We start from the raw sequence: 25,873 nt of genomic DNA, 5'->3' as shown, positions 1-25,873 counted from the left end.
GACTGCTTTTTTCATTGCATTGAACGTGAAGACTTATTTACTGATTGTTCATTTGATCAAGCAACGCGTCTAATAGAGCCGGATTGGACACCTCACCGTTGCGTACCCAAACCTGTACCCCGTGAGCCGGTACTGCTGATTTAAGCGGATTGCCGTCAACCGTAACCGATTGGTGACTTAGTTGCTCTGTCCATTCGCCATGTTGCATCATACTTGTAATAGCAAATTTTGCTGGACTATCGCTTTTGTTGAGCAATACTAAGGCTGTTTGCGCGGCATCTTCGTCTTGCACCACCCGATAAAACGCCGCTCTGTCACCTTCCAACTCAAGCATGTACTGCAACCCTCGCTGCAATGCAGGCGTTTTCTGTCGAACGTGAGCGATGGGCACCAACGCTTTATAGATGTCATGGTCAGGAGCGCTATCTACTTTGTCCTGACCATAATAATTACGGTTACCACTGTGCTCAGCGGTACCGCGCATGAAGCCGGTTTCAGAGCCCATATATACCACCGGAATGCCGCGGGACGTAAACAACCAGTTATGCGCATCGATGAACCCTTGGTCGGTTGCATTCATTCTTGGCATATCGTGGTTATCGTAAAACGTGGTGAGATCGTAGGGGTTATGATACGGCCCATGGGTGAGATAAAGCGCGTCGCCTAATGCCTCAAAGCCTTTTGCTTCCGTTCCAAAAACCGACACCATCGCTTTTTGCATGGGGAAATCCAGCACACTGATATTGCCGTTCTTGGGTAACGTATGCTGAGCAATAAAGTTCGCATCGTATTGGAAACTTTCACCAAACATATAGAAGCCTGGATGTTGCTCACGAATACGATCTGACATCACCCGCCAGAAGCTGTGTGGTACGTGTCGTATAGTATCAATTCTAAACGCGTCTGCGCCCTGCTCTATCCAGTATAAATAGGAATTGATCAGATAATCCTGCACGGCCGCATTCGACTCATCCAGGTTCGACAGTTCCACTAAATCAGGAAAAGGATGAAAGAAAGCCTGCAGCGGATTGGAGGGGTCGAGTTCTGTAGGGTGAAGGTTGCCATGATCTGCCACCAACTTGCCGCTAGCATCATAGATTTCACCAAAGCCAGGTTGATCCACCGGCATAGTAAAGCTGGGGGAACCGTGATTTGCCACAATATCGAAGACCGTTTTGAGTCCGGCATCATGCATAGTACTGGTGTAGTCTTTCACGCTGAGGGAGTCGCTAACCAGATGCTCATCTGCTTTGTAAAAATTCGTCGCCCAATAACCGTGATAACCGGTTTTTCCGCCGTCTTTAAACTGACCGCCATAAGTGATTTGTTCACTACCCGTAAAAGCCTGGTTCGGATTATCAACAACGGGGGTTAACCACACCGCAGTGAATCCCATTGCTTTAATGAAATCGACATTGTCGACCACACCTTGTAAGTCTCCCCCCATGTAGCCCACGTTAGCGTAGTGACCGTCCTGTCCATCAAGGCGCAGTTCCCAGGTAGGATGCTCGCCACCCTGGGTTTCATAATTGTTTGTTGGGTCACCGTCGACAAAACGGTCAGTCATAATGAAGTAAATAGCCTCTGCGCTAAACGGCTCATTGGTACCCTGTAGAACAGGGGTATGTGTTATAGCCTGCGCTGCCGCAGACTCTGTCGGTGTGCCTTGACACGCAGATAAGCCCGCTGCAGTGGCCAGCAGCATACATTGGGTAATTTTTGATTGTTTCATCATAGTTCCTTGTCTACCGCCTGCTGACTATTGAGTTCGTTCTCGCGAACAAACAAAACAGCGATGGCGCCGCAGATCATCGATACACCAGCGACCAGAATGATATTGATCGCGGTGTTGTCAAACAGGCTGCTTAAAATCCAACCGGCAGTGAGTCCGGCCACAATTTGCGGAATGGCAACAGTAAAGTTGAAGATCCCCATATACACACCGGTTTTTTCTGCGGGCAACGAGCCTGCGAGCATGGCATAAGGCATGGCTAGGATTGCTGCCCAGGCGATACCCACACCAATCATCGGTATCATTAAATTGACAGCCCCTTGGGGAACCGTAACTTCGGTAATAAGCAAATTAACGTGTACGGCTTCCAGATCCTGGAAAAAGAGAAAACTGATGTAACCAATGCCACCTAACAACAGTGAACCGGCATAAATGGTTTTACGGCCAAAACCATCGGCTAAGCGAGCCAGAAAGACTGAGAACACGGCCGCAAATACACTGTAGGCGGCAAACAATATCCCCACCCAATCACCGGCAGCCCCTTTTGCAGCAACAACAAACTCGGGCATGCTACCTACCGACGCAATATAGGCAGGATCGAACCATTGTTTGTCTATATTCCATATGTGCTGGGTGATGGCGGGCATGGTATAGACCCACATGATATAAAGCGCAAACCAGGAAAAAAACTGCACCACCGCCAACTGCTTCATAGTGTCAGGCATGGTTTTTACCAGTGTCCAGAAAGGGGTTTTCTCTGCCTGCGATGCATCGTCAACATTCAGCCCTTTGTAGCGAGCATAATCTTCTGGTGCGTACTCTTTGGTACGAATAACAGTCCAAATCACCGTTCCCAATAAGACAGTGGCGCCAATGTAAAATGCCCACACCACGGAAGGTGCAACCTCACCTAACGCAGCCGTATTATCCAAGCCAACAACGTTAGTAAGTATGAAAGGCAATAAGGAGCCGATAACGGCACCAATATTAATCAGTAGCGCTTGTACAGAATAACCCGCATTGCGCTGAGCCGCGGGTACCATGTCGGAAACTAACGAGCGGAAAGGTTGAAAACAAACGTTGAAAGACGCGTCCATGAGCGCCAACATCATCGCGCCAAACAGCATCGGGGCCATTAACGTAACGAAGAGTGGCGCATTTGGCATGAGCAACATGCCAATGGCCGCTGCGATGGCGCCTGCGAGAATAAAGGGGCGTCTACGACCTAACCGGTTCCAGGTTCGGTCTGATGCAGAGCCAACAATAGGTTGAATGATCAGCCCCATTATTGGTGCCACCAGCCAAAATAAAGCCAGTGAGTGTAAGTCTGCCCCAAGATCTGAAAGAATGCGACTGACATTGGCATTTTGCAGGGCAAACCCAAACTGCACACCGAGGAAGCCAAAACTGACATTCCATATTTGCCAGAAAGGTAAGGTAGGTTGTGTTTTGTTCATTTTATTCTCTAATTATAATTATTTACTAAGCAGCCACACGGTTGCCTGGTTCGCCGGCACCTTAAGCGTGCTGCCTAACGCCTTGTTGGCAAAGCCTTCAGTGTCGACACGCTGAATTTGAGTAAATGTCGACAGGCGCTCATCATAACGATGCAAATCGAGGGCTTTTTCGTCGCCTTTGTTAAGCACGACCATGAGTTGGTTCTTGGTTTCTGCGTCGTGACGAAAATACACATAAGTACCGTCGAACGGAACGAAATGCGTCATTTCTCCGCTAAATAATGTTGGATAAGATTGACGCAATTGCAACAAATTACGAATAAACTCTTGTGCATTTGTCTGTTCGGGGGTTAATCCCTGCCCCGTAAATGCGTTACTGCTATCGCCCTTCCAGCCACCCGGGAAATCGCGACGAATAATCCCATGGTCTTCCGTTCCCGGGTTTTGCATTAACAGTTCTGTGCCATAGAAGATCTGCGGTATTCCTCGGGTAGTTAAGATGGTTGTCATGGCCATCTTCCACTTATCAATATCATGGCCAAGTTGGGTGTAAATGCGACTCATATCATGATTATCGGCAAATATGACCAATTTAGACGGATCACCATAGATAAAGTCGCCTGCCAGCACTTCATAGAGCTTTTTCAACCCGGTTCCCCAGCCCTCCTCTTCATTAAGCGCGGTAACCAAAGCGGCTTGAAGCGGAAAATCCATCACCCCTGGCAACCAAGATTTATACCCGTCTTTTCGCAAAGTGCCGTGCTGCCAATAGGAAGTAATAACAGGATTAACAGACCATTCCTCACCGACAATATTTAAATGGGGATATTCGGTCATTAATCGATGGGTCCAGGCCGATAAAAAGGCCTTGTCTGAGTATGAATACGTGTCTACACGAATGCCGCTTAATCCCGCATATTCAACCCACCAAATGGCATTTTGAATGAGATACGTGGCAAGCTTAGGATTGCTCTGGTTTAAATCTGGCATCGATGGCACAAACCAACCATCGTTGAAAGCGGCTTTGTCGAATTGGGTTCCATGAATGTCGTGCATGGTCTCGCGAATGTGGGTGGTTGCGGAAAATTCCCCATTGTGATGAATCCAATTTTCATCCGGTGCAGCGTTCATCCAAGGGTGATTGCCCCCAATATGGTTAAGCACCATGTCCATAATGAGACCAATACCCTGCTCTTTGGCCGCAACACTCAATTTTTTGTAGTCTGCATTGCTGCCATACCGGGGATCAATATTGTAGTAGTCTGTAATTGCATAGCCATGATAGGAATAACTGTCCATGGCATTTTCAAGCAAGGGCATTGACCAAATTTGGGTAAATCCCATTGAGCTCAGATAATCAAGATGATTAATTATTCCTTGAATGTCGCCGCCATGACGCCCGCCTTTATTATCTCTGTCGAGTGTATCTTCATAACCATCCACATCGTCATTTTGTGTGTCGCCATTTGAAAAGCGATCCGGCGTTAATAAATAAATTGTATCTTTACTATCGAAGCCCTGTCGGCTGGCAGAACCCGTTTGCCGCGCATGCAACTCATAATCCAGCGTGATCGTGTCACCTGATTTCTTTTCAATAGTTAGTGACACCTTACCCGGTTTAGCATCGTCACTGATTTCCAAATCGACAAACAAAGTATTGTCATTAGAAGAAGGGACAACGCCTTTTACAACAACCCCCGGAAAATTCGTCGTAACAGTACCTTCTCCCACTCCCTCTTCTTCAATCAGCAACTGCAAATAATTTTCTTGCATGCCAATCCACCACATGGGAGGCGAAATAGTCGCAGCCTGCGATGCTGAAGATAAGATGGCACTGGCTAAAATGCTTGAGGTTAAGCGGCTGATTTTCATACTTGGGGTTCCTGACTACAGCTTTTGTTTTTACATGCTGTTAACGATACGTTAATTGCTATGAGATACTACCTTGTACTGTCAAAGCGCACCAAACCCCTGCATACGTATTCAAAGAAATTAGACAGATGGGTGTTTCGTGACTATATAAATACGTAGAAAGCGTCTGAATTTTTTAGATTTTTTACACGAATGCAACATCGCAACACCCATACTCATAACACCAAAATCTGAATCAATTAAGCCATAAATAGAAAAAATACCCACAATCCATATACATCATGCAATTATAAAAACTTAATCAATTAAGAAAAAAATAAAAAACTTCTTGCGAATTGTAAAAACAACGCCTATTGTTAACGCAATGTTGCAGCAATGCACATCATGTAAAAGCACAAAAGGGCACTATAAAATGAAGAAAACACAATTTTTTAAACCCGCTGTCCTGACGCTGGCTGTCAGCTCAGCGCTCTACTCTGGCGTAATCAGCGCACAACAAACAGAAAATGCTGATGCTAAAGACGTGGAAGTCATTGCTGTTAAAGGTATTCGAGGCTCGCTGATGCGGGCTCAAGCCGTTAAGATGGATAACTCATCCATTGTTGAAGCAATTTCTGCTGAAGATATCGGTAAACTGCCAGACTCATCTATCGCTGAATCACTGGCTCGATTGCCTGGTATGGCCGGTGAACGCGTTGGTGGTCGTACTTCCGGTGTTTCAGTTCGTGGTTTTAAAGAAGACTTCACCGGTACTTCATTGAATGGTCGTGAACTTATCGGTATCGGTGACAACCGAGGTGTGGAATACGATTTGTATCCATCAGAAATCATGACTGGTGCAACCATTTATAAAACCGCCGATGCCTCCCTGTTAGTTCAGGGTATTGGTGGTACGGTAGACCTGCAAACCGTGCGCCCTCTTGCAGCCCAAGAAACGCTTACTCTCACTGGCGTTTATGAAATGGGTGGCAACGACTCTGATAACCCGGAATTCGATAACACCGGTAAGCGCTACGCCCTGTCTTTCGTTGAAAAATTCGCTGACGACACCATGGGTATCGCTGTAGCTGTGGCAACGACAGAATCACCACGTAACGAAAGAAAATACGGTGTTTGGGGCTACGGTGAAAACGAAAATACCGGTGCCATCGTTCCTTCAGGTCTTGATACGCAAGCAATTAGCCGCGTTCTGGAACGCGATACCTTCTCAGGCATTTTCCAATGGCGTCCTACTGACGATCTAGACATCGTAGTGGATGCGCTTAGCATTGATTATTCAGACTCAGGTGTGATTCGTGGTTTTATCGAACCGTTCGAGCTGGATGAAGCGGCGCAAAATGGTTCAGGCGTAAATACAACAGGTGTGCAACGTGCCGCCAATCCTGTTTTACGTACCGACCCTGCGCAGAAAGACGGTGAACTGACTACCTTTGGTCTTAACGTTAACTATCACCTAAATGATGAATGGTCAGTTACATTAGACGTTGCAGATAGCAGCTCCGAGAAACGCGATTTGCGCGGTGAGTCTTATGCCGGTATCGCAAGAAGTGGCTCTGACATTGGCGATGGTGCTTCTCGTACACGTAACTTCGAGATGAGCTCAGACGGTATTTTCTTTACCGGTTCAACAGGACTTGGGGCTTTTTCCGACCCGAGTCTGTTACAACTTACCGGTCCGCAAACCTGGGGTGGCGGTATGGCAGCCCTTGCTGATGAATTTACGGCATTGGGCGGCAGTTTCGAAAACGCGCAAGACGGCTTCCTGAACTACGCGGATTTCGAAGAAGAATTGACCACGGTACGTCTTGAAACTGAAGGTCTTGTTGAATGGGGTATTGTCAATAAAGTTAATGTAGGTGTGGCATACAGCGATCGCTACAAAATGAAAGACAACCGCGGTTTCTTTGCCACAGCGTCTAGCTTCCCTGATTCAGAAGCCATTCCAAGTGAATATTTATACGACGGCTTAGCCGACCTCACATGGGCAGGTCTTGGTCAGGTTGTAGCTTACAACGGGTTCGCCCCTTACAACGATGGCGAATATACGCTGAACGATGCTGGCTTACTGGAACCAGATCGTTTGGGTGACACGTTTAAAATCTATGAAGAAGTGACAAGCCTGTTTGCCAAGTTTGATTTTGAGACCGAAGTCGGTGGTTTCCCTGTAATGGGTAACTTTGGTGCGCAATATGTGCAAACCGATCAACGCTCTACCGGTTATATCGGTATCGTAGGCGAGAACTTCAAAGTATGTGACGCTGACAATAACAACGTTATCGACGCCGATTGTATTCAAGATATTTCTGACGACTACTCACACTTCCTGCCAAGTCTGAATGTGACGGTTGAAGTGGGCGACAACCAGTTCTTACGCTTTGCAGCAACGAAAACCATAAGTCGTGCGCGTATTGACCAGATGAAAGCTTCAGGCTTTGTGAAGTACGATCAAAACCTTAACCTGGTCGCGATCCCTAACAACCAGGCTGCAGTAGACCAGTACGGTACACCATGGTCTAAATTCCAGGGTAATCCGCGATTACGTCCGCTGGAAGCGAACAACTTTGATATTTCGTTCGAGAATTACTTCGAAGACGAAGGTTATATTGCTGTAGCCATGTTCTACAAAGATCTTGTTAACTGGACACGTGACGGTAACCTGACTATCGACTTCACCAACGATGAAACAAACGGTGGCGCGAATTATTACATTCCAAGCTTCCACAATAAGGAAGTGATCGCCGAAGAAGGCTTGGTGGGTCCTGATGGTACTTTCTACGCTCAGGGTACAATTTTAACGCCCCCTGACACAGGTACATTCTCGTTCTTCGAAGATGGCCTGACAGGAAGCGTGAAAGGTGCTGAAGTAACGGCGCAAGTTCCACTGCGCATGGTTACTGACGTATTAGATGGTTTTGGTGTGGCTGCCTCTTACACCTACATCGATGCTGAGTTAAACGACGGTACCGCCATTCCGGGACAGTCTGACAGAACCATGTCTCTCACCGCTTATTATGAAAAGAACGGCTTTGAAGTACGTGTTGCTGCAACAGACCGTGGCGAGTTCCTGACTTATCAACGTGGGGGCTCAAACAAAATTGAAGCCGCTACCCGTGACGGTATCACTCAGGTCGATGCACAAATCAGCTACGACTTCGAAGACAGTGGCATTCAGTATCTAGAAGGTTTACGCGTTTCTTTGCAAGGTACCAACCTGACCGATGAAAAAGAGGAAACCCGTGACAGCAACGGTATCGTAACCCTGCGTCGTGAATTTGGTCCTTCATACATGCTGAACTTCAACTATTCTTTCTACTAAGTAGTTAACTATTGGCACCGGTTTTAACCGGTGCCTGGTTCATTGTCGGGGAATTTACTTTCCATATTGCGCAGGCAAATTCCCCTTCTTTCATTTACTCACTTGCAAAAACTCTTAATATACTTTTTTACGTAGCTAATAAATGGATTCGCGTATGAGCGCTCACATTCGCAAACTTGTTGTCGCTGGCGGCGGCACCGCTGGCTGGATGGCAGCCGCACTGCTAAAAAAAGTACTTGGTCACTTGGAAATCGAGCTGGTTGAATCTCAAGATATTGGCATCGTTGGCGTAGGTGAAGCCACCATTCCACCTATTCAAACATACAACCAATTCCTTGGTTTGGATGAAAAAGCTTTCCTAAGCGAAACCAACGCGTCAATCAAACTCGCTATTCGCTTCGAAAACTGGAAACAAAAAGGCAGCAGCTATTACCACACTTTCGGTGCCCCGGGTGCGACGGTCGGCTTTGTTGGCTTCCAGCATTATTGGTTACGGGCAATGAAAGCGGGCCTGAACAAATCATTCTGGGATTACGACCTCAATTATTTGGCGTGCAAAGCAGGCACATTCAATAAAATCCAAACAGACAATCCAGTATATCAACTCCCCTACGCTTACCATTTTGATGCCACTCTGTATGGTCAATTTTTAAGACGATTGGCTGAAAAATCAGGCGTGGTGAGAACCGAAGGTAAAATTGAACATGTAAAAACAAACCCAGAAACCGGGTTTGTGGAGGCGTTGCAACTTACGAGCGGTAAACAAATCCATGGCGACCTGTTTCTCGACTGCACCGGTATGCGTGGTCTGCTGCTACAAAAATCACTCGGCGTCGAATACGAAGACTGGTCAAAGTGGTTGTGTGCAGATTCAGCCCTTGCCGTACCTTCCCAGCGCCATGAGAAAACCGCTCCGTTCACTCGCAGCATCGCCCACGAAAGTGGCTGGCAGTGGCGAATTCCGCTAACACATCGAAATGGCAATGGGCTGGTTTACAGTTCCCGTTATATGGATGACGACACCGCTGAACAAACCCTAATGTCGAATCTGGACACCGCCCCCTTAGATACGCCGCGAAAGATCACCTTTCGAACCGGACGTACCGTTAAACAATGGCACAAGAATGTTATTGGTATCGGGCTTTCCAGCGGATTTCTGGAACCCCTGGAGTCCACCAGCATACATCTTATTCAAAGTGGTATTGTCCGCCTGCTTAAAATGTTTCCAAACCATGCCATCAACCCCAGTATGGAAGCGCTGTACAACGCCGAATCAAAAGAAGAATTTGAAACGATTCGAGACTTTATCATTTTGCACTATAACGTGACTGAACGTGATGATTCTGAGTTCTGGCGAGACATGCAAAAACTCGCACTTCCTGAAAGACTTGCCACCAAGATAGATGCCTTTCGCGACACCGCGACGCTGCATAATGAACAGAACGATATATTTCGCGATGCTTCATGGGTTGAGGTGATGCTCGGACAAGGGATAATTCCACAAAGCTACCATCCTTCTGCCAATAACTTCTCTGATCAAGAGATCCTCGCGATCATGCAGAAAATAGAGGCAGCCAAACTGCAACCTTTGGGGAGTCTTGTGGCACATGATGATTTTCTTCGCAAGATCACGGCGAACTGATGCGTTTGCATAACATCGTTATCGCAGGAGGTGGTACAGCAGGTTGGATGGCCGCTAACCTTATCGCTCATGCCTGGCGGGATAAACCCGTTTCGGTCACCCTGGTTGAATCCGCAGATATTCCTACCGTGGGTGTGGGTGAAGGATCGACGCCGACATTAAAACGCTTTTTCAGTGATCTCGGTATTGCTGAGCAAGACTGGATGCCAGCCTGCAATGCGACCTATAAAGTCAATATTCGCTTTCGCGATTGGAGTCCCGGTTCGGGCATTAGCGAATATTCACACCCGTTCATTAGTCAGCCTGATACATTCACAGAACGGGCATTTCATGTAAACTGCCATACTCGCCGTTTAGGTCTTGATGTGAACACCCAGCCAGACGACTTTCTGCTCAACGGCTGGCTTGCAAAAGCGCACCGAGCCCCAAAAACACCGCCAAATTTTCCCTTCAGAATCGAGTATGGATATCACTTTGATTCAGCCCTGCTTGGCCGCTTTCTTACCAAGCATGCGATGGCATTAGGTGTCATGCGTAAAGAAGGTAATATTGCGCAGGTTCTAAAACATGCAAATGGCGATATTCGCGGGCTTCAAATGGAAGACGGCAGTTTTGTCGAAGGTGACTTTTTTATCGACTGCACCGGTTTCCGCTCTCTATTATTACAACAGGCACTCGAGGTAGGTTTTACGCCTTTCAGTGACAATCTATTCAATGACAGTGCCGTTGTCTTGCCTACACCCGCTGCAGAGCAGCTTCCTGTTGAAACCGTTTCAACTGCGTTATCCGCAGGCTGGGCCTGGTCTATTCCGCTTAGCCACCGCTCCGGAAATGGCTATGTCTTTTCGTCAGCGCATATCAGGCACGATCAGGCAGAAACAGAACTACGGCAGCACCTCGGTTTAGCTGATAATGAAGGTGAGGCCCGCTTTCTATCTATGAAAGTCGGACAAGTTCCCAAGCACTGGCATCGAAATTGTCTTGCGCTGGGTCTGGCGCAGGGATTCATCGAGCCCCTGGAAGCCACTGCGCTACACCTGGTTCAACTTTCCACAGAATTCTTTATTGAGCATTATGAGAAAGGCAACTTCGGTTCCGCACACCAAGAGAGCTTCAACACTACCATTTGTGAGCGATTTAATCGGGTTCGCGACTATATTGTGGCCCACTACAAACTGAATACCCGAGACGACACTGACTATTGGCGGCAAAACCGCAATAACATGGCGCTGTCGGAGTCGCTGCTTCAACTCCTTGATGTGTGGTATCGAAAGGGAGATTTTCCCGCCGAGATCCAACGGCAAAATCTGCATCACCACTTCGGCACCACATCATGGCACTGTTTGCTCGCTGGCTATGGCTGCTTTCCCCCGCTAGCCAAGAATCAACCTGGATTAGGCGATTTATTCGTTGAGAAAAATCTCGATACGTTTTTCCGTGGCTGTCTGCTTAATTTTCCTACTCAACAAGATTACCTACAACGGTAATATCTCTGGATGTAACACATACGCAATTCAACAATTTCGCAGCCTTGCATTTTGCTGCGCTCTCCACCGAGTCGAAGTAGTAGTAAATCACCTAACTGAGTTACGCATAACCCAGTAAAGCTCGTTACCTCGATAATATAACTGATTGAAGTGGTTTGATTTTTAGTTGAATTATCCGTTTGCCATCAATGCTATTTGATGTGTAAGTGGTGTTAGACAATAAATCCGAGAAGATGGCAGCTCCTCGTTGGCTGTCATCTACCTGCGCGATATCAGGAACGGTAAGCGTAACCTCAACAGCTTTTTCACTGTAAAAATTACTGACACTTATAAGCTGCGCTGATTCTGTGTGGCGCTGAAAAGCAAAAACAAATGGGTCATCGCTCATACCATCAACCAACATAGTACGTTGCAAAGAACGATATTCACCCGAGCTGGCCGCAGGATGTGTTCTCGCGATATTCAATACGCGGAAATAGTAGTCTCGCAATGCAGCTTCATCTTCCGACAACGCGCCGCCATCGAATGCCCCATTGTTCATCCAACGCTGATGGGCGGGCACACCACCGTAATCGAAAATAGAGGTTCGGGTTGGCTGCCCAAAACCTAGCGCTTCACTGCCGTCTTCGCCGACTTCCTGACCAAAATAAATAAGCATGGGCGATGCGCTAATAAGCGCTGATACCACCAGAGCCGGCTTCCCTTTCAACGGGTCGCCAGCAAATTCCGGACTCGCAATACGCTGTTCATCGTGGTTCTCAAGAAAGTGCAACATGTGGGGAGCGATATCGGCATACTGCTGCTGAATATTATCAAGTGCAGATACATTCCCGTTTCCCTGCATGATGCGTTTTAATGAATCATAAAAATCTACCTTGTCATACAAATAGTCCATTTTGCCCAAGTGAATGTAATCTCGGTACAGCGCAGGTTGATAGACTTCTGCCAACAGCAATGCGTCTGAATTTGCCTGTTTTATCGCGCTATTAAGATAAGACCAGAAGGCCACAGGCACCATTTCTGCCATATCGTATCGGAAGCCATCTACGCCTTTTTCCAGCCAGTACAGCGCAATATCGCGAAACTTAACCCAAGAATCAGGCACTGTTTTTCCACGCCAGAAATTGGCGTGCTGCTGCAATGTAGCGTCAGAAGAAAGTGAGTCGGGAAACGCGGGAAATGCGTTTACGCCATCGGGTGACACGCCATAATTTATTTTTACGGTTTCATACCAATCGTTGACGTCAGGCTTAGCCTTGCTCGCACCGTTACCCGTCCAACGTGCAGGAAATTCATCGAATTCACCATCAACAAGTGGATGGGCTTCACCACCCAAGGGCACGGTTTGTGAAGTAAAATCCGGGACTTCAAATTTTTCACCCGGAAGGTAGTAGAAATTATTGTTCTTTTGATAAATTACGGTAGTGTCGTCATGCATTCCAAACGTCGTTTCCGGACGAGTAAGAGACTCATATCGGCGGGCAACGTGATTTGGCACAATATCAATGATCACTTTCAGGCCAGCATTATGAGTACGTTGAATAAGAGCCTCAAATTCCGCCAATCGTTGAGTAGGATCTACGGCTAAGTCTGGGTCAACATTATAATAGTCTCGTACTGCATACGGTGAACCCGCACGCCCCTTTACCACATCAGGATCATCAGGCTGAATACCAAACGCACTATAGTCTGTGACGGAAGCATGATGAGGTACACCGGTATACCACACATGCGATACGCCCAATTTGCGGATTTCATTCAATGCTTTTGGCGAAAAATCTGCAAACTTACCTACACCATTCTCTTCAATGGCGCCCCAAGGCTTATTGGTTGTATTAGTGTTGCCAAACAGACGGGTGAACACTTGATAAATAATTACCTTATTCTGCTGCGCGTTTTGTTCTGCATCACGAGTAGGCGCTGTCACATTCTGCTCCGGTGATTGCTGACATCCCATAACCATCACTATCATCATAGAGAGGGAAACGATGCGGTGTATTTGCCTGGTAAGCATAGACCTTCCGTTGATTATTTTTGTTGTAAAAAAACCGAGCATACAGGCTCGGTTCCTTTAAACAATAAACATACGTATTCAGTATTATGCTGCGCGTGTTTTCTGATCTTTTGTCGTTAGCATTGATGGATTCGGCTTGTGAATTGAGCCGAAATTAGGCACATCTTCCAGTTCTTTCATGATCTTGCGATAAAAACGGTGAAGAGAGGGTGATATTTGATGGAAGAACTCTTCTGGAGACAGCTGATAAGCAGCACGCTTACCATGATATTCAATCACCTGCCCTAACTGGTTAAACTCAATACCGAGCATACGTAGGCTTCTGGCGAGCTTAGGCTCCATCATCACATAGACATTTTCTACATCGCGCAATACGCAGATTGTTGCCGCAAAGAAATACAGCGCTAAAGTGAGATACGGGAAATTTCGGTCTGGTTTGGTTTTCTTGAAACCTTTGTCGAGTGATTTGCCAGTCACTGGAGAAAGGTTTGTGTCTGTTTCGCGACGGCGAAAACGTTTTGGTATAGCGAGACGGGAAATTTCACAAACAGAATGTCGAGGAAGTCGCGCCGGGCTGTTTTCATCCATACGAATAGCCTCTGCACAATTTTGCTCGATGGGGAGCATTTGACCATTATGTTGCGGCATAACCACGCGGATGGTGCCTGCACAGTCACCTGTGGCTTTGTGCTTTATATAACAACTGATTGCATACTCGTCGAATTCATCGACTTCCATTTTGTTTGGCCTTATGTCTTCGAAGGCCATCTCTTCACAATACACTTGATGTCGGGTTCGGAAACACGCACGTTGGTCTTTCTCTTCGTGGGCGACAACAAGCGTAAAGTGTTCGAAAAAATGACTGGCAGCCGCATCAATGGCTTTGTTCATTTTCCGCTTTACTAGCGGTTTTACGATGTGCTTAACACCAGGGACCTGATGGACTTTTTTAAAAGCATTTAACAAGCGACGTTTCACTCTGACTCCCAACGATTCGAAAGAGGATTTTTTATTCTATTAATGAGTCTTACTTGGTGCTTCCGTGACTTACCAAACAGCCCACACCTTACGATGTGGGAGTCACCCTGCGAGATCAGTTTGAATAACGGATTTAAACAAATGCCACAACTCAAATGCATTCTTACAGCGTTACTACATTTTAATTTTTATTAAGCGTACTTTTCCAATAATAGTAAACAATAATCAGACCAACTTTGTGCGGATCTGAAGATAATTGAAAAGATAAAATGAAGTATGGCTTTATGAAAGTTGAAGAAATACTAAAAATATATGATAACGAATACGTCATTTGACGTACAAGAAAGTATAACTTACTGATTTAATTTGAATTTAACAGCCTACTCAGTGCTCATAAATTGCGCTAACTACATGAATTATTGGCAGAAATCTAAGTAGCATACTTTAGTATAAATTCAAATTTTTCGAAAAATAATTACGATCGTTCAATGATCACAATCCGATCGCTATTTAAGATCGTAAAATATCCTGACACTTTTTTACTATTCTTCTTGCTGGTGTTGCAAAACGGGAACAGGTTTAAGACGAACTGTTATTTTTTAGGTATACGATGCTGATTATTGGTGTCTCGGGAAGCCCTAATCACGTCATCACTGCGATCAAAATCCCCTTTCGCCATTCGGTCGTAAAGCACCACATTTACGGTGGCAGCGAGATTCATACAGCCTTTGGTTGGAATATATACAACCTCGTCAGCCCACGCCAGCACTGATGCTGGCACAGAACCGTCCTCTGGTCCAAACACGTAAAATGCATTGTCCGGATGGACGAAATCGGGCAAGGGTGTCGCCCCTTCTACGAGTTCAATCACAACGGTTTTAGCACCAGCAGGCACAGCCTGTTGCAAATCGGTAACAGCAGACGTGTTAATCACTTTATGCATTGCTTTGGTGTCTGCATAAAATTCCTTCGCCCGCTCGTAGCGCTCGCCAGTATAGAATACTGCAGATGCCTGGTAGCATCCTGCGGCGCGCAAAACAGATGCAACGTTAACGGGGTTTTTAGGGTTAACTAAACCTATTGCTGATTGCGTGTGTACCATTTTACAAGAGTACTTCTACTGCTGCTTAAAAAAGGGGCGGCAGTATCGCAAATCTGAAATTAATAGCCAAATCCTTTCTGCAGATTATGCCGCATTTGCATAAAGCGCACGCCGTGCCATTCTTCGCCCTTGCGCATACCCTTTAAGTAACTTGTATTTGTCCATAGTGAGACGTTTAACACAGAACGCCTGATCGGGTGCAATCACCGTTAGCTTGCAATCAGAAGGCGGGGAGTTTAAAAATTCCAACGTTTTGTTGTAAGTGGCCGCCCGACGAAGCATGGCATTTAATAGACCAGGCTGTTGACCATACATCCTGTGTAACAACCAATTGCTTTTCAATTCTGGTTTAGTAAAGCCACGGGCCTGGGAAAGAATCACGGTAATATCCCGCGCGCCCATCTCATAAGCTTGGCGAACAGGAATAGAATCCCCTACTCCACCATCAACATAAGGCACACCATTAATGATAGGCTGGGTACGATAGGCTGTGGGGATCGCACAGGATGCGACCATTAATTGGTCAACCGTATCTCGGGTAACGCGATGATACTCACTGTCACCACTTTGTGTGTTCGTAATGCCAACATATAGAGGAATACTCGCGTCAGGTGCCTTCAGAATTACCTTTGCCTGATGCCACAACCAATGCACATCTGTCATATGCCCACCCTTGATAAACCGCAGCGGGCTGAAAAATTCGCTACGGGTCGCAAAATCAGTAATGATGGTTTTACTCAAACCATGGGCCCCACAAACGTACGTCGATAAATTTGTTGCGCCTGCAGACACGCCAATAGCGAAATCGAAGGGGTAATAGTCCTCTTCCATAAATTTATCTAGCACACCGGCGGCAAAAATACCTCGCATTGCACCGCCCTCAACTACCAACGCAGATTTCATATCGCCTGTCCTTAACGTTGCCTGGTTCTAATCTATATCTGGTAAGACCAGCATATTTTGTACCAAAATGAAATGGCAGTGTGGCTGAGCTACGATTTTACGGTAAAGGCAATATAGACCGTGATAAACGCGGGACAAGGACGAGTGTTCATGTGAAAAATAAGCACAATGATAGTGCTTAGTGCATAAAAAACCGCCCCAGCGCGTCCTGCACTGGGGCGGTTTTTACAGGCTAATGAAAATTTTACCTTTCAACTACTGATTTGCTTGACGCTATTAGAATGCGTAATTAAAGCCAAGCAGATAGTTTGCGCCGTAAGATTGATAGAGCAATACCTGACGGCTATCGGTGCCAGAGGTTTGTACATCGTCTTGGTCGGTAATATTCTGTGCTTGCAGCGTTACGCGAAGTCCTTCGAGATAGTCGATACCAGACTCACTGAAGTCATAACCAAGCTGCGCGTCCCAGAAGGTGCCGCCTTGGTTGGTGGTATCAGACAGTGCCAGACTGAGGCCACGTGCCTCAGTAAGGTATGAAGAACGCTTAGTACCAGCAATACGAATTTCAAAACCATGACTTTCATAAAACACGGTTAAACTGTAGTTTTCATCAGAAAGACCTGGAATACGCGTTTCTCCGCCCTCTGCAGCCGCATCAGCGCTGCCGTCCATGAAGGTCGCGCTAGCAAACACACCGAAACCTTGCAGCGCGTCAGCAATCAGTTCACCTGGCAGACTCGCTTGAATTTCGTAACCACGTACAAATCCTTCGAATCCATCCTGTGGCGCCGTGTTATACCCTTCGAACAACACTGGTGGTAATGCAGCATCGTCTTGAGTGTGGTGAATTTCTGGCAAGTAGTACGGTGTAAAGTCAGCTAACAAGCCATTTTCACGGTGCCAGTTCTTAATGTCTTTAAAGAAGTAAGACAGCGCAATGTAACCGGTATCAGCAAAGTAGTTTTCATAAGCCAAATCAAGTTGATTCGCTTCATAAGGCTTCAAGTCAGGGTTACCTGAGCTTCCACCCCATGGGCCATTTTCCAAACTGTTCGAAAGAATGTTGGTATTGTTAAATGAGAACGTGACCTGATTATTCGGGCGCATATCATCCATGCGTGGACGGCTCAGCACTTTGCTTAAACCAAGGCGGAAAAATTGGCCTTCTGCAAACTCCGCACTCAAGTTCAATGTGGGCAGTATATCAGTGTAATCTGTGCCACCGGCTACAGGAATTGCCTCAACAAAGCCATCAGAGGTCATGGCGGTGCTAAATCCGGTTGAACTTTGATCAGCATGTACCACTTGCAGACCCAGATTACCGCGAATGTAAATATCATCAATAGCGGTATCTATGTCGAGTTTTCCGTATAGGGTCGTCAGCTTTTCATTTACTACATAGGTATCGCCTAAGCGTCCAGCATCAACCAACTGCGCGTCGGTAGCCTGATAGTATCCACTGTTATAAAGCCCAAGAGCATCGTAAGCCAGTACTCCACCAATACCCACGAAGTCCAACGGCACAACACCAAGCACGTCAGGAATTGCATCATCACCTGGATAAGTCGGTGCAGTCAGATAAGCACCATTATTGATTTTGCTTTTTTCGCGATCGGAGTAAATAACCCCAATTTCTACACCACTGAATACGCCCCATTCAACAAATCCTTCCGTCTGCAAACGGAAAGAATCGAGACTTTCCTCAAAGATGGGTTGGTTTACGAAACCGTCTTGTGCATCACCACCAACAATAGGCGCTCCCCATGTTTGCGGCCCAGCAAGACGAATCAGGCTTGGATCAGTAAGATCCACATCGGCCATAGACGGATGCGATGTGTAAATCGCGCCGGTAGAGGTCATTTCCCATGAACGTGCTGTCAACGGGCGACCATCTGTGCCGGCCCGGCCAACACCTGAGTAACTTTCAATATCGGTGATGGTTTTATCCACTTTACCGGTTGAAACGTCAGCCGTAACGCTCCAGTCATTGTTGAGAATGTATTCTACGTTCAGGCCAAACGTTTTCAGTTCTGCATCCTGACGGCGAACGTCATTGCGTACCACACTATAAAAGCCGTCATAGTAGCCTGACGTTACCAGGCCATCTTCTACGCCGGTAATCGTGTAGTCGCCAGTACCCCATTCAGCTCCACCTTCTTCAACACCGCGTCGGGCGTCATCTTCAAGGAAGTCAATATAAAGCGCATCGAATTGCAAATTCAGCTTATCTGTCGGTGCCCACTGGACAACCGTGGCCACGGAATCTCGGTTCATCATTGCTGAACGGGCGAATGAGTCGTGACCACCCAGAATCAGTGTATCTTCAGGAACCGTCACACCTTCAGCAGCGTTGTCAGGATTTGCTGTAGCATAACCCCAACCGCGGAATTGATTTTCCTGACGCGGCGATTCCATGGTTGCAATGGTCAGCGCAACCCCTAAGGTGTCGTCAAGAAATTGATCGACAAAGTTGAATGAAAGACGATGCCCTTGATTATCAAAATCAGGGTTGGCCGCATCTTCTTTGTTTTTTTCCAGCGTACCATTGATGGTCATGGTAGATTCAGCAGTCAGTGGTTTCACTGTTTGCAAATCAATAGAACCACCAATGTTCTGTGTGGTCATGCCAGCTTCAGGCGTTTTGTAAACCAGAATATTAGAGATTATTTCCGTTGGATATAAGTCGAATTCGACGCCGCGGTTGTCACCCATACCGAGCAATTCACGGCCGTTCAGCGTGGTGCCTACGTAGTTTTCGTTAAATCCGCGAACAGAAATACCACTCGTGCGGCCATTACGTCGCTCACCGGCCAGACCTGGAAGACGGGAAAGTGATTCTGCAATACTGGTGTCGGGTAATTTTCCGATGTCTTCTGCAGACAACGCCTCAACAATAGATGTGCTGTCCATCTTAATGGCTTGTGCCCGTTGTAAACTACCTCGAATACCGGAGACTTGAATAACTTCAACGTCGTCTGCAGACTCAGTTTCATCGGATTGTGCGAAAGCGGGTACAGCGGTGATGGCAAATCCTGTCGCGATAAAAGCCATCTTGATTAAGTTCGGTTTGAAATGTGTCATTAATATTCCCTAATGTGAACCGAGAAGCTGCTCCTCTGGATGGTGCGCACCGAAGAATGGGACTAATCGGTTTGCTGAAATGGGGCGCATCCAGAGGCAGCTTTGATGAGTTGTCATCAATATTTTTATTGCTGTTTAATGACAATGTTTATCGTCGCGAGCATCCTAACCAGTTGGTAAAATTTGCTCAATGATCTGCATACGTATTCATAAAACAAATAAAACAATCAGTTAACACGCAGGAGAAAATCCGCTTTGCTTTAAACTTGTTATTCAACAAGCCCTGGCTAGAGTTTCGTTAAGAAAATCAAAGAAGTGACATGCGTAAAAGTAACGCTAAGTTAACAAAGAATAAGAAGGAAATTTAATAAACTGTTAAAGGGCCAAACGGCGTAAAAATGGCGTAAAAACGGAATGATGCTGGTAGCAAAACACTACCAGCATGTTGGAACTACTTAAGATTTAGCGAGTTGATTAAGCTTTTCTATGATTAAGGTTTCTTTCTCGATTTCCTGCATCTGAACAAAAGCATGATCGGCTCGACTAATGCCCTGCTCAGCCCGCTGACTGGCATCGCTGGAGGCGGTAGATAATTCGCTAAGCTCAGCGCTCAAGCTTACCGAACCCGATTCGATTTCTTGCAGTAGGCCATTAATACTGTCGATGGCAGAAGAAATTCCATCAATGGATGCCGATACTTCGTTAATTGTGTCACCGGTTTCCTGCAAACTCGATTGCGTGCGTTGACTGAGAGCCCTCACCTCGTCAGCCACAACGGCAAAACCTCTACCTGCTTCCCCTGCTCTCGCAGCCTCAATCGCGGCATTTAAGGCCAGCAAATTGGTTTGCTCAGCAATGCCACTAATAGACTGTATGATACTGACAATACGCTCAGCACTTTCTTTTAACCGCGCCATGCCATCAGACAATTCCCCTCTTTGCTTTTCCTGACGTGCAATTTGTTGAAGGAATGACTCAAATTGCTTGCCCAAATCGATTTGTCGCCCCGCAGAATCACTGGCTTGCGATGCCACATATTTTAACTGCTCGGTAGATTCTTTAAGCAAGGGATGAAATTTCTCAGTTTGTTCTATTAACCGACTTTGCAGCTCTTTAATATTGCCCATACTAATGAGCTTCGCTTGCAGATGGTAATTGGTAAATGATGCCAGATGAAATGGGAAATTGGTCACATACTCATCGTGATAGGATTGCTTGTCATCATGCTCAAAAAAACCTATTGCGGTAACAGTTTGATTTTGATGAAGACCGAGGTACTCCCCAAAGGTTGAAAACCCCGACACCATCACATTATCGAAGGTACCGATCCCACTAAGACTGTTAGGATTGTTCAAACGCCGCAATATGCAGTCATTGGCAATGAGTGCCACTGGCTTACCGGACTTCCCTCTGAGGAAGGCATCGAAATCGCGTTGAAGTGACTGTTTGAAATCCGTCGCTTTAACCAGTTCAAGGTATTCACCAAATGACATGTCGCTGAAAAAACGAATAGTACCATCATCATTGATGGCAGCCACAGAACGCACGTAAATACTGCCTTCTATGGTGATACCGAAAGAATGACTAGTGAGTTTTTGTTCAAGTTCTGAGGGCTGACAATTAAAATGTTGGCTTAATGCAGACACCGGCGTTTCCAATTCCATATTGCTGTTTAATACAGAATGAAGCGTACGGGATAGCGGATCGAATTTCGCTACGGTGAACCCAGTACCCGTGGCAACAAAGTTATGGCTTTTAAGTAATCCATAACGATAGCGACGATCCATTTTGCAGAATGCCAGCAAAACCTGATTAGATTTTACTTCACCATTATAGGCCACATCTGCCCGTTGAAAATCTAACTTTCCGCCAGCACTACCGCCGACAAAGAAACAAGGAAATTTCTTCGCTTTGTATAATGCTTGAGTAAAGAAATCCTCGCTCGCCGTTATTCCATCAAAGTAAGTTAGCGCAAAAGTATCTCGGCTACCGATATCAAAAGGCACTCGAACGTTTTCAAGCTCACGGGAAATCCTGTTTACCCGCTCTTCCGGCGAAAGTTTGGGTGAACCACTTTTTATGTCTTCGCTAAACAAGGGGACAGCAGACACGGATACCTCTTTAATCATGGCAGCTGAAAAAGCATGGATAACGATATTATCCCAACTCTCTGATGTTGGATGATAAAGGTTTACCTGACCCCCTAGTTCACCTGACGTCATAATCGAAATAATATGCTTACAATAAGGGATGGCGGCGGTAAGTTGTTGGCTAATGCGATTAATATCTAGGTGAGGTGATACGAACGCGATGACCAGTGCCGTACCGGATGAGAAGTGCATCTCGGCCAGATTCTCAGTGGAAATCTGACTACTTGAAAGACTTTTGGAGAGTGTCAGCCGATCAGTGAACTGGGTTTCGGCCCGGGCTTTTTTCTTACCAAAGAACATTCGCAATCCTTTTATAGTTTTGTATTAGGAACTGTCTGCAATTAACTATAGTTCACTAAACAGGATTACGCGTAAAAACAATAATTTCGAATAAAAAAGCCCGCTATCAGCGGGCTTTATAATTATCAAAAAGCGAGGCTTACCAGCCAGTCTGCTCGCGCAGTGCTTTACCGATGTCAGCCAGTGAACGAACAGTCTTAACGCCTGCTGCTTCAAGGGCTGCGAATTTATCGTCTGCAGTACCTTTACCACCTGCGATAATTGCACCGGCGTGGCCCATGCGCTTACCTGGAGGAGCAGTAACACCTGCGATGTAAGAAACAACCGGCTTGGTCACGTTTTCTTTAATAAACGCAGCCGCTTCTTCTTCGGCAGTACCACCGATTTCACCGATCATAACAATCGCTTCAGTCTGTGGGTCGTCCTGGAACATTTTCAGGATGTCGATGAAGTTAGAACCTGGGATTGGGTCACCACCGATACCTACACAGGTAGACTGGCCGAAACCTTCGTCAGTAGTTTGTTTAACCGCTTCGTACGTCAGTGTACCAGAGCGAGAAACGATACCTACTTTACCAGGCTTGTGGATGTGACCAGGCATGATACCGATCTTACACTCACCCGGAGTGATAACACCCGGACAGTTAGGACCGATCATACGAACGCCTTTTGCATTTACGTATTCTTTAACGTAAAGCATATCAAGCGTAGGGATACCTTCAGTGATACAAACGATCAGCTCGATGCCAGCATCAGCCGCTTCAACGATTGAATCTTTACAGAAAGGTGCTGGTACGTAGATAACAGATGCCGTTGCGCCTGTCGCTTCTACCGCGTCACGTACAGTGTTGAATACTGGCAGACCTAAGTGCTCAGTACCACCTTTGCCTGGCGTTACACCGCCAACCATTTGCGTACCGTATGCAATTGCCTGTTCAGAGTGGAAAGTACCCTGACCGCCAGTGAAACCCTGACAGATTACTTTGGTATCTTTATTAATTAAAACTGACATTATTTGCCCTCCGCTGCAGCAACAACTTTTTCTGCTGCATCAGTCAGCGATTCAGCAGCGATGATATCCAGACCTGAGTTCGCCAGAACGTCACGGCCAAGATCAGCATTTGTACCTTCAAGACGTACAACAACTGGTACTTCAACGCCAACTTCTTTCACTGCGCCGATGATACCTTCAGCGATCATGTCACAACGCACGATACCACCAAAGATGTTTACCAGTACTGCTTTAACATTGCTGTCAGACAGAATGATTTTGAATGCTTCAGCTACACGCTCTTTCGTCGCGCCGCCACCAACATCCAGGAAGTTTGCAGGCTTACCGCCGTGCAGGTTTACGATGTCCATGGTACCCATGGCCAGACCTGCACCGTTAACCATACAGCCTACGTTACCGTCAAGTGCAACATAGTTCAGCTCGAAAGACGCAGCGTGTGCTTCACGGGCATCTTCCTGTGAAGGATCGTGCATTTCTTTAACTTTCTTCTGACGATACAGTGCATTGCCGTCTACGCCCAGTTTGGCATCAAGGCAGTGCAGGTTACCGTCAGTTTTGATTACCAGCGGGTTGATTTCGATCAGCGCCAGGTCAAGATCTTCGAACATCTTCGCCAGACCCAGGAAGATTTGCGTAAACTGTTTTACTTGTACGCCTTCCAGACCCAGTTTAAATGCCATTTCGCGTGCCTGATAAGGCTGAGGACCAACAATTGGGTCGATTTCAGCTTTCAGGATTTTCTCAGGCGTTTCTTCTGCAACGGTTTCAATTTCAACACCGCCTTCAGTTGATGCCATGAAAACAACGCGACGTGTACCACGGTCAACAACCGCGCCTAAGTACAATTCGTTTGCGATATCAGTGCAAGATTCAACTAAGATTTTGCTTACTGGCTGACCTTTCTCATCAGTTTGGAAAGTTACCAGGTTCTTGCCAAGCCACTTCTCTGCAAATGCGCGAATGTCTTCTTTATCTTTTACAAGTTTAACGCCGCCCGCTTTACCGCGACCACCGGCATGTACCTGACATTTCACAACCCACTCGTCACCGCCGATGCGGTCGGCCGCTTCTACAGCACCTTCTGGGGTGTCTGATGCGTATCCTTCAGAAACAGGTAAACCGTATTCTTTGAATAGCTGCTTACCTTGGTATTCATGCAAATTCATGGTGTTTCTATCCGATTTTTAGTAAGACAAAAGTCGCTTATGCGACTTGATTAGTATGACCGGCCTCATTCTTCGAAACCAGCGCTGTGACAGGCAACAACGAATTGCTGCCTGCACACAATGACTACCTGAAAACTTAAACGTCCAGTAACAGACGTGTTGGATCTTCAAGCATTTCCTTCACAGTAACCAGGAAGCCAACTGACTCTTTACCATCGATAATGCGGTGGTCATAAGACAGGGCCAGGTACATCATAGGAAGAATTTCTACTTTGCCATTCACTGCCATAGGACGTTCCTGGATTTTATGCATACCCAGGATCGCGCTTTGTGGCGGGTTAATGATTGGCGTAGACAGCAGAGAACCGAACACACCACCGTTAGTGATAGTGAAGTTACCACCCTGCAGGTCAGCCATAGACAGTTTACCGTCACGACCTTTCAGAGCCAGCTCTTTGATGCCTTTTTCGATACCTGCCATGCCCAGGTTGTCAGTGTCTTTCAGCACTGGCGTTACCAGACCACGCGGGGTAGAAACCGCGATAGAGATATCGAAATAGTTGTGGTAGCAAATGTCATCACCGTCAAGAGATGCATTAACTTCCGGGAAGCGTTTCAGTGCTTCAGTAACCGCTTTCACATAGAAAGACATGAAACCAAGACGAATACCGTGACGCTTCTCAAAGCCTTCCTGGTACTGCTTACGCAGATCCATGATTGGCTTCATGTTCACTTCGTTGAACGTAGTCAGCATGGCGGTAGAATTTTTCGCTTCCAGCAGACGCGTTGCGATAGTCTTACGCAGACGCGTCATAGGAACACGTTTTTCGCTTCGGTCGCCGGTAGGCGCTGCAGGTGCAGATTCAGCAGATTTCGCTGGTGCAGACTTAGATTCGCTGCTGCCACCTTTCAGATACTGTTCAACATCTTCTTTAGTGATGCGACCGTTTTTACCGGTGCCTTTCACTTTAGGCGCATCAACGCCTTTTTCAGCAAGTAAACGACGAACAGACGGGCTTAATGCATCGCCATCATCACTGTCATCAGCTTCTTCAGCCGCCGCTGGCGCAGATGCACCGGATGACGCACCTTCAACAAACTTAGCAATCACTTCTTCAGCCGTGACCGTTGCACCTTCTTCTGCCAGAATTTCTGCCAGAGAACCGTCAGCCGGTGCAACCACTTCCAGAACCACTTTATCGGTTTCGATATCAACCAGATTCTGATCGCGGCTTACCTGCTCACCCACAGCTACGTGCCAGGTGGCGATAGTCGCATCTGCTACTGACTCAGGCAGTACAGGTACTTTAACGTCGCTTGATTTACCAGAAGCCGCTGGTGCTTCTTCTTTCTTTTCTGCTTTGGCGTCAGAAGATTTGCTTTCTGATTTGCTCTCTGACTTAGCCGGTGCTTCACCGCCTTCGCTCAGCTTCGCAATCACTTGCTCGCCTAATACAGTCGCGCCTTCCTCGTTCAGGATTTCGCCGATAGTACCGTCAGCCGGTGCTACCACTTCCAGAACCACTTTATCGGTTTCAATATCAACCAGATTTTGGTCGCGCTTTACTGCATCACCGGCTTTTACATGCCAAGTTGCAATGGTCGCATCGGCAACTGATTCAGGCAGAACCGGAACTTTTATCTCAATTGTCATCACTGTT

The 25,873-nt window shown here is 46.6% G+C and carries 16 protein-coding genes; 4 read left to right on the top strand and 12 right to left on the bottom strand.

Translation table 11 applies throughout. The annotated features are described in order from the left end of the window. Positions 1 to 37 precede the first annotated feature (37 nt). The 3 genes from ACXAFQ_RS08815 to ACXAFQ_RS08805 are packed head-to-tail and all read right to left on the bottom strand — an operon-like array spanning position 38 to position 5,061. Positions 38 to 1,732, bottom strand: coding sequence for an alpha-amylase family glycosyl hydrolase (locus ACXAFQ_RS08815; RefSeq protein WP_474820195.1), 1,695 nt, complete (start codon positions 1,730 to 1,732; stop codon positions 38 to 40). Then, complete coding sequence (locus tag ACXAFQ_RS08810; RefSeq protein WP_474820191.1) at positions 1,732 to 3,189, bottom strand: MFS transporter; 1,458 nt, start codon at positions 3,187 to 3,189, stop codon at positions 1,732 to 1,734. Before ACXAFQ_RS08810 ends, ACXAFQ_RS08815 begins: the two co-directional genes overlap by 1 nt. A gap of 18 nt (positions 3,190 to 3,207) precedes the next feature. Beyond that, positions 3,208 to 5,061 carry an alpha-amylase family glycosyl hydrolase gene (locus ACXAFQ_RS08805; protein ID WP_474820188.1) on the bottom strand — a complete coding sequence of 618 codons (1,854 nt, stop codon included), beginning with the start codon at positions 5,059 to 5,061 and terminating at the stop codon, positions 3,208 to 3,210. Positions 5,062 to 5,473: 412 nt separating this feature from the next. On the opposite strand from ACXAFQ_RS08805, the gene ACXAFQ_RS08800 reads away from it, so the two are divergent. The 3 genes from ACXAFQ_RS08800 (at position 5,474) to ACXAFQ_RS08790 (ending at position 11,506) form a co-directional block, all read left to right on the top strand. Beyond that, the gene (locus ACXAFQ_RS08800; RefSeq protein WP_070124066.1) at positions 5,474 to 8,377 is read left to right on the top strand and encodes a TonB-dependent receptor; all 2,904 of its coding nucleotides are present in this window, start codon (positions 5,474 to 5,476) and stop codon (positions 8,375 to 8,377) included. 154 nt (positions 8,378 to 8,531) lie between these two features. Beyond that, entirely contained in the window at positions 8,532 to 10,019 is a 1,488-nt protein-coding gene (locus tag ACXAFQ_RS08795; RefSeq protein WP_474820182.1) for a tryptophan halogenase family protein, read from the top strand. Continuing rightward, the gene (locus ACXAFQ_RS08790) at positions 10,019 to 11,506 is read left to right on the top strand and encodes a tryptophan halogenase family protein (protein WP_474820178.1); all 1,488 of its coding nucleotides are present in this window, start codon (positions 10,019 to 10,021) and stop codon (positions 11,504 to 11,506) included. Before ACXAFQ_RS08795 ends, ACXAFQ_RS08790 begins: the two co-directional genes overlap by 1 nt. 124 nt (positions 11,507 to 11,630) lie before the next feature. Here ACXAFQ_RS08790 and ACXAFQ_RS08785 read toward each other — a convergent pair whose 3' ends face one another. From ACXAFQ_RS08785 to ACXAFQ_RS08765, 5 genes are all read right to left on the bottom strand, one after another. Next, positions 11,631 to 13,520: an alpha-amylase family protein gene (locus ACXAFQ_RS08785; RefSeq protein ID WP_474820175.1), complete on the bottom strand. Its 1,890-nt coding sequence runs from the start codon at positions 13,518 to 13,520 to the stop codon at positions 11,631 to 11,633. A gap of 84 nt (positions 13,521 to 13,604) precedes the next feature. Then, positions 13,605 to 14,498, bottom strand: a complete 894-nt coding sequence (locus ACXAFQ_RS08780) for a PEP-CTERM/exosortase system-associated acyltransferase (protein WP_474820172.1) — start codon at positions 14,496 to 14,498, stop codon at positions 13,605 to 13,607. Between the two features lie 592 nt (positions 14,499 to 15,090). Further along, positions 15,091 to 15,600, bottom strand: a complete 510-nt coding sequence (locus ACXAFQ_RS08775) for an RNA methyltransferase (protein ID WP_474820168.1) — start codon at positions 15,598 to 15,600, stop codon at positions 15,091 to 15,093. An 84-nt stretch (positions 15,601 to 15,684) separates the two neighbouring features. Further along, positions 15,685 to 16,503: a patatin-like phospholipase family protein gene (locus ACXAFQ_RS08770; RefSeq protein ID WP_474820164.1), complete on the bottom strand. Its 819-nt coding sequence runs from the start codon at positions 16,501 to 16,503 to the stop codon at positions 15,685 to 15,687. Positions 16,504 to 16,779: 276 nt separating this feature from the next. Next, a complete protein-coding gene (locus ACXAFQ_RS08765; protein ID WP_474820159.1) occupies positions 16,780 to 19,584 on the bottom strand; it encodes a TonB-dependent receptor in 2,805 nt (934 codons plus the stop codon). Between ACXAFQ_RS08765 and ACXAFQ_RS08760 the strand changes: the two genes are divergently transcribed. After that, positions 19,578 to 19,778 carry a hypothetical protein gene (locus ACXAFQ_RS08760; RefSeq protein WP_139138954.1) on the top strand — a complete coding sequence of 67 codons (201 nt, stop codon included), beginning with the start codon at positions 19,578 to 19,580 and terminating at the stop codon, positions 19,776 to 19,778. The two genes, ACXAFQ_RS08765 and ACXAFQ_RS08760, sit on opposite strands and share 7 nt — an antisense overlap. Positions 19,779 to 20,039: 261 nt before the next feature. On the opposite strand, the gene ACXAFQ_RS08755 is transcribed toward ACXAFQ_RS08760, so the two are convergent. From ACXAFQ_RS08755 to odhB, 4 genes are all read right to left on the bottom strand, one after another. After that, the gene (locus tag ACXAFQ_RS08755) at positions 20,040 to 21,926 is read right to left on the bottom strand and encodes a methyl-accepting chemotaxis protein (RefSeq protein ID WP_474820379.1); all 1,887 of its coding nucleotides are present in this window, start codon (positions 21,924 to 21,926) and stop codon (positions 20,040 to 20,042) included. A gap of 247 nt (positions 21,927 to 22,173) precedes the next feature. After that, entirely contained in the window at positions 22,174 to 23,046 is an 873-nt protein-coding gene (gene sucD / locus ACXAFQ_RS08750) for a succinate--CoA ligase subunit alpha (RefSeq protein WP_070124076.1), read from the bottom strand. After that, the gene (gene sucC / locus ACXAFQ_RS08745) at positions 23,046 to 24,212 is read right to left on the bottom strand and encodes an ADP-forming succinate--CoA ligase subunit beta (RefSeq protein WP_070124077.1); all 1,167 of its coding nucleotides are present in this window, start codon (positions 24,210 to 24,212) and stop codon (positions 23,046 to 23,048) included. Before sucC ends, sucD begins: the two co-directional genes overlap by 1 nt. A 136-nt stretch (positions 24,213 to 24,348) precedes the next feature. Continuing rightward, on the bottom strand, positions 24,349 to 25,866 hold the full coding sequence (gene odhB / locus ACXAFQ_RS08740; protein WP_474820148.1) for a 2-oxoglutarate dehydrogenase complex dihydrolipoyllysine-residue succinyltransferase: 1,518 nt from the start codon (positions 25,864 to 25,866) through the stop codon (positions 24,349 to 24,351). Between the last annotated feature and the right edge of the window lie 7 nt (positions 25,867 to 25,873).

It is taken from the genome of Alteromonas sp. ABH2_165 (genome assembly GCF_056159945.1).
This window is presented reverse-complemented; position numbering and strand designations above follow the sequence as displayed.

What these genes read in the sequence shown, in the direction of transcription:
- ACXAFQ_RS08815 (WP_474820195.1), bottom strand. Translation starts at nt 1,732, where the DNA reads ATGAAACAATCAAAAATTACCCAATGTATGCTGCTGGCCACTGCAGCG.
- ACXAFQ_RS08810 (WP_474820191.1), bottom strand. Translation starts at nt 3,189, where the DNA reads ATGAACAAAACACAACCTACCTTACCTTTCTGGCAAATATGGAATGTC.
- ACXAFQ_RS08805 (WP_474820188.1), bottom strand. Translation starts at nt 5,061, where the DNA reads ATGAAAATCAGCCGCTTAACCTCAAGCATTTTAGCCAGTGCCATCTTA.
- ACXAFQ_RS08800 (WP_070124066.1), top strand. Translation starts at nt 5,474, where the DNA reads ATGAAGAAAACACAATTTTTTAAACCCGCTGTCCTGACGCTGGCTGTC.
- ACXAFQ_RS08795 (WP_474820182.1), top strand. Translation starts at nt 8,532, where the DNA reads ATGAGCGCTCACATTCGCAAACTTGTTGTCGCTGGCGGCGGCACCGCT.
- ACXAFQ_RS08790 (WP_474820178.1), top strand. Translation starts at nt 10,019, where the DNA reads ATGCGTTTGCATAACATCGTTATCGCAGGAGGTGGTACAGCAGGTTGG.
- ACXAFQ_RS08785 (WP_474820175.1), bottom strand. Translation starts at nt 13,520, where the DNA reads ATGCTTACCAGGCAAATACACCGCATCGTTTCCCTCTCTATGATGATA.
- ACXAFQ_RS08775 (WP_474820168.1), bottom strand. Translation starts at nt 15,600, where the DNA reads ATGGTACACACGCAATCAGCAATAGGTTTAGTTAACCCTAAAAACCCC.
- ACXAFQ_RS08770 (WP_474820164.1), bottom strand. Translation starts at nt 16,503, where the DNA reads ATGAAATCTGCGTTGGTAGTTGAGGGCGGTGCAATGCGAGGTATTTTT.
- ACXAFQ_RS08765 (WP_474820159.1), bottom strand. Translation starts at nt 19,584, where the DNA reads ATGACACATTTCAAACCGAACTTAATCAAGATGGCTTTTATCGCGACA.
- ACXAFQ_RS08755 (WP_474820379.1), bottom strand. Translation starts at nt 21,926, where the DNA reads ATGCACTTCTCATCCGGTACGGCACTGGTCATCGCGTTCGTATCACCT.
- sucD (WP_070124076.1), bottom strand. Translation starts at nt 23,046, where the DNA reads ATGTCAGTTTTAATTAATAAAGATACCAAAGTAATCTGTCAGGGTTTC.
- sucC (WP_070124077.1), bottom strand. Translation starts at nt 24,212, where the DNA reads ATGAATTTGCATGAATACCAAGGTAAGCAGCTATTCAAAGAATACGGT.
- odhB (WP_474820148.1), bottom strand. Translation starts at nt 25,866, where the DNA reads ATGACAATTGAGATAAAAGTTCCGGTTCTGCCTGAATCAGTTGCCGAT.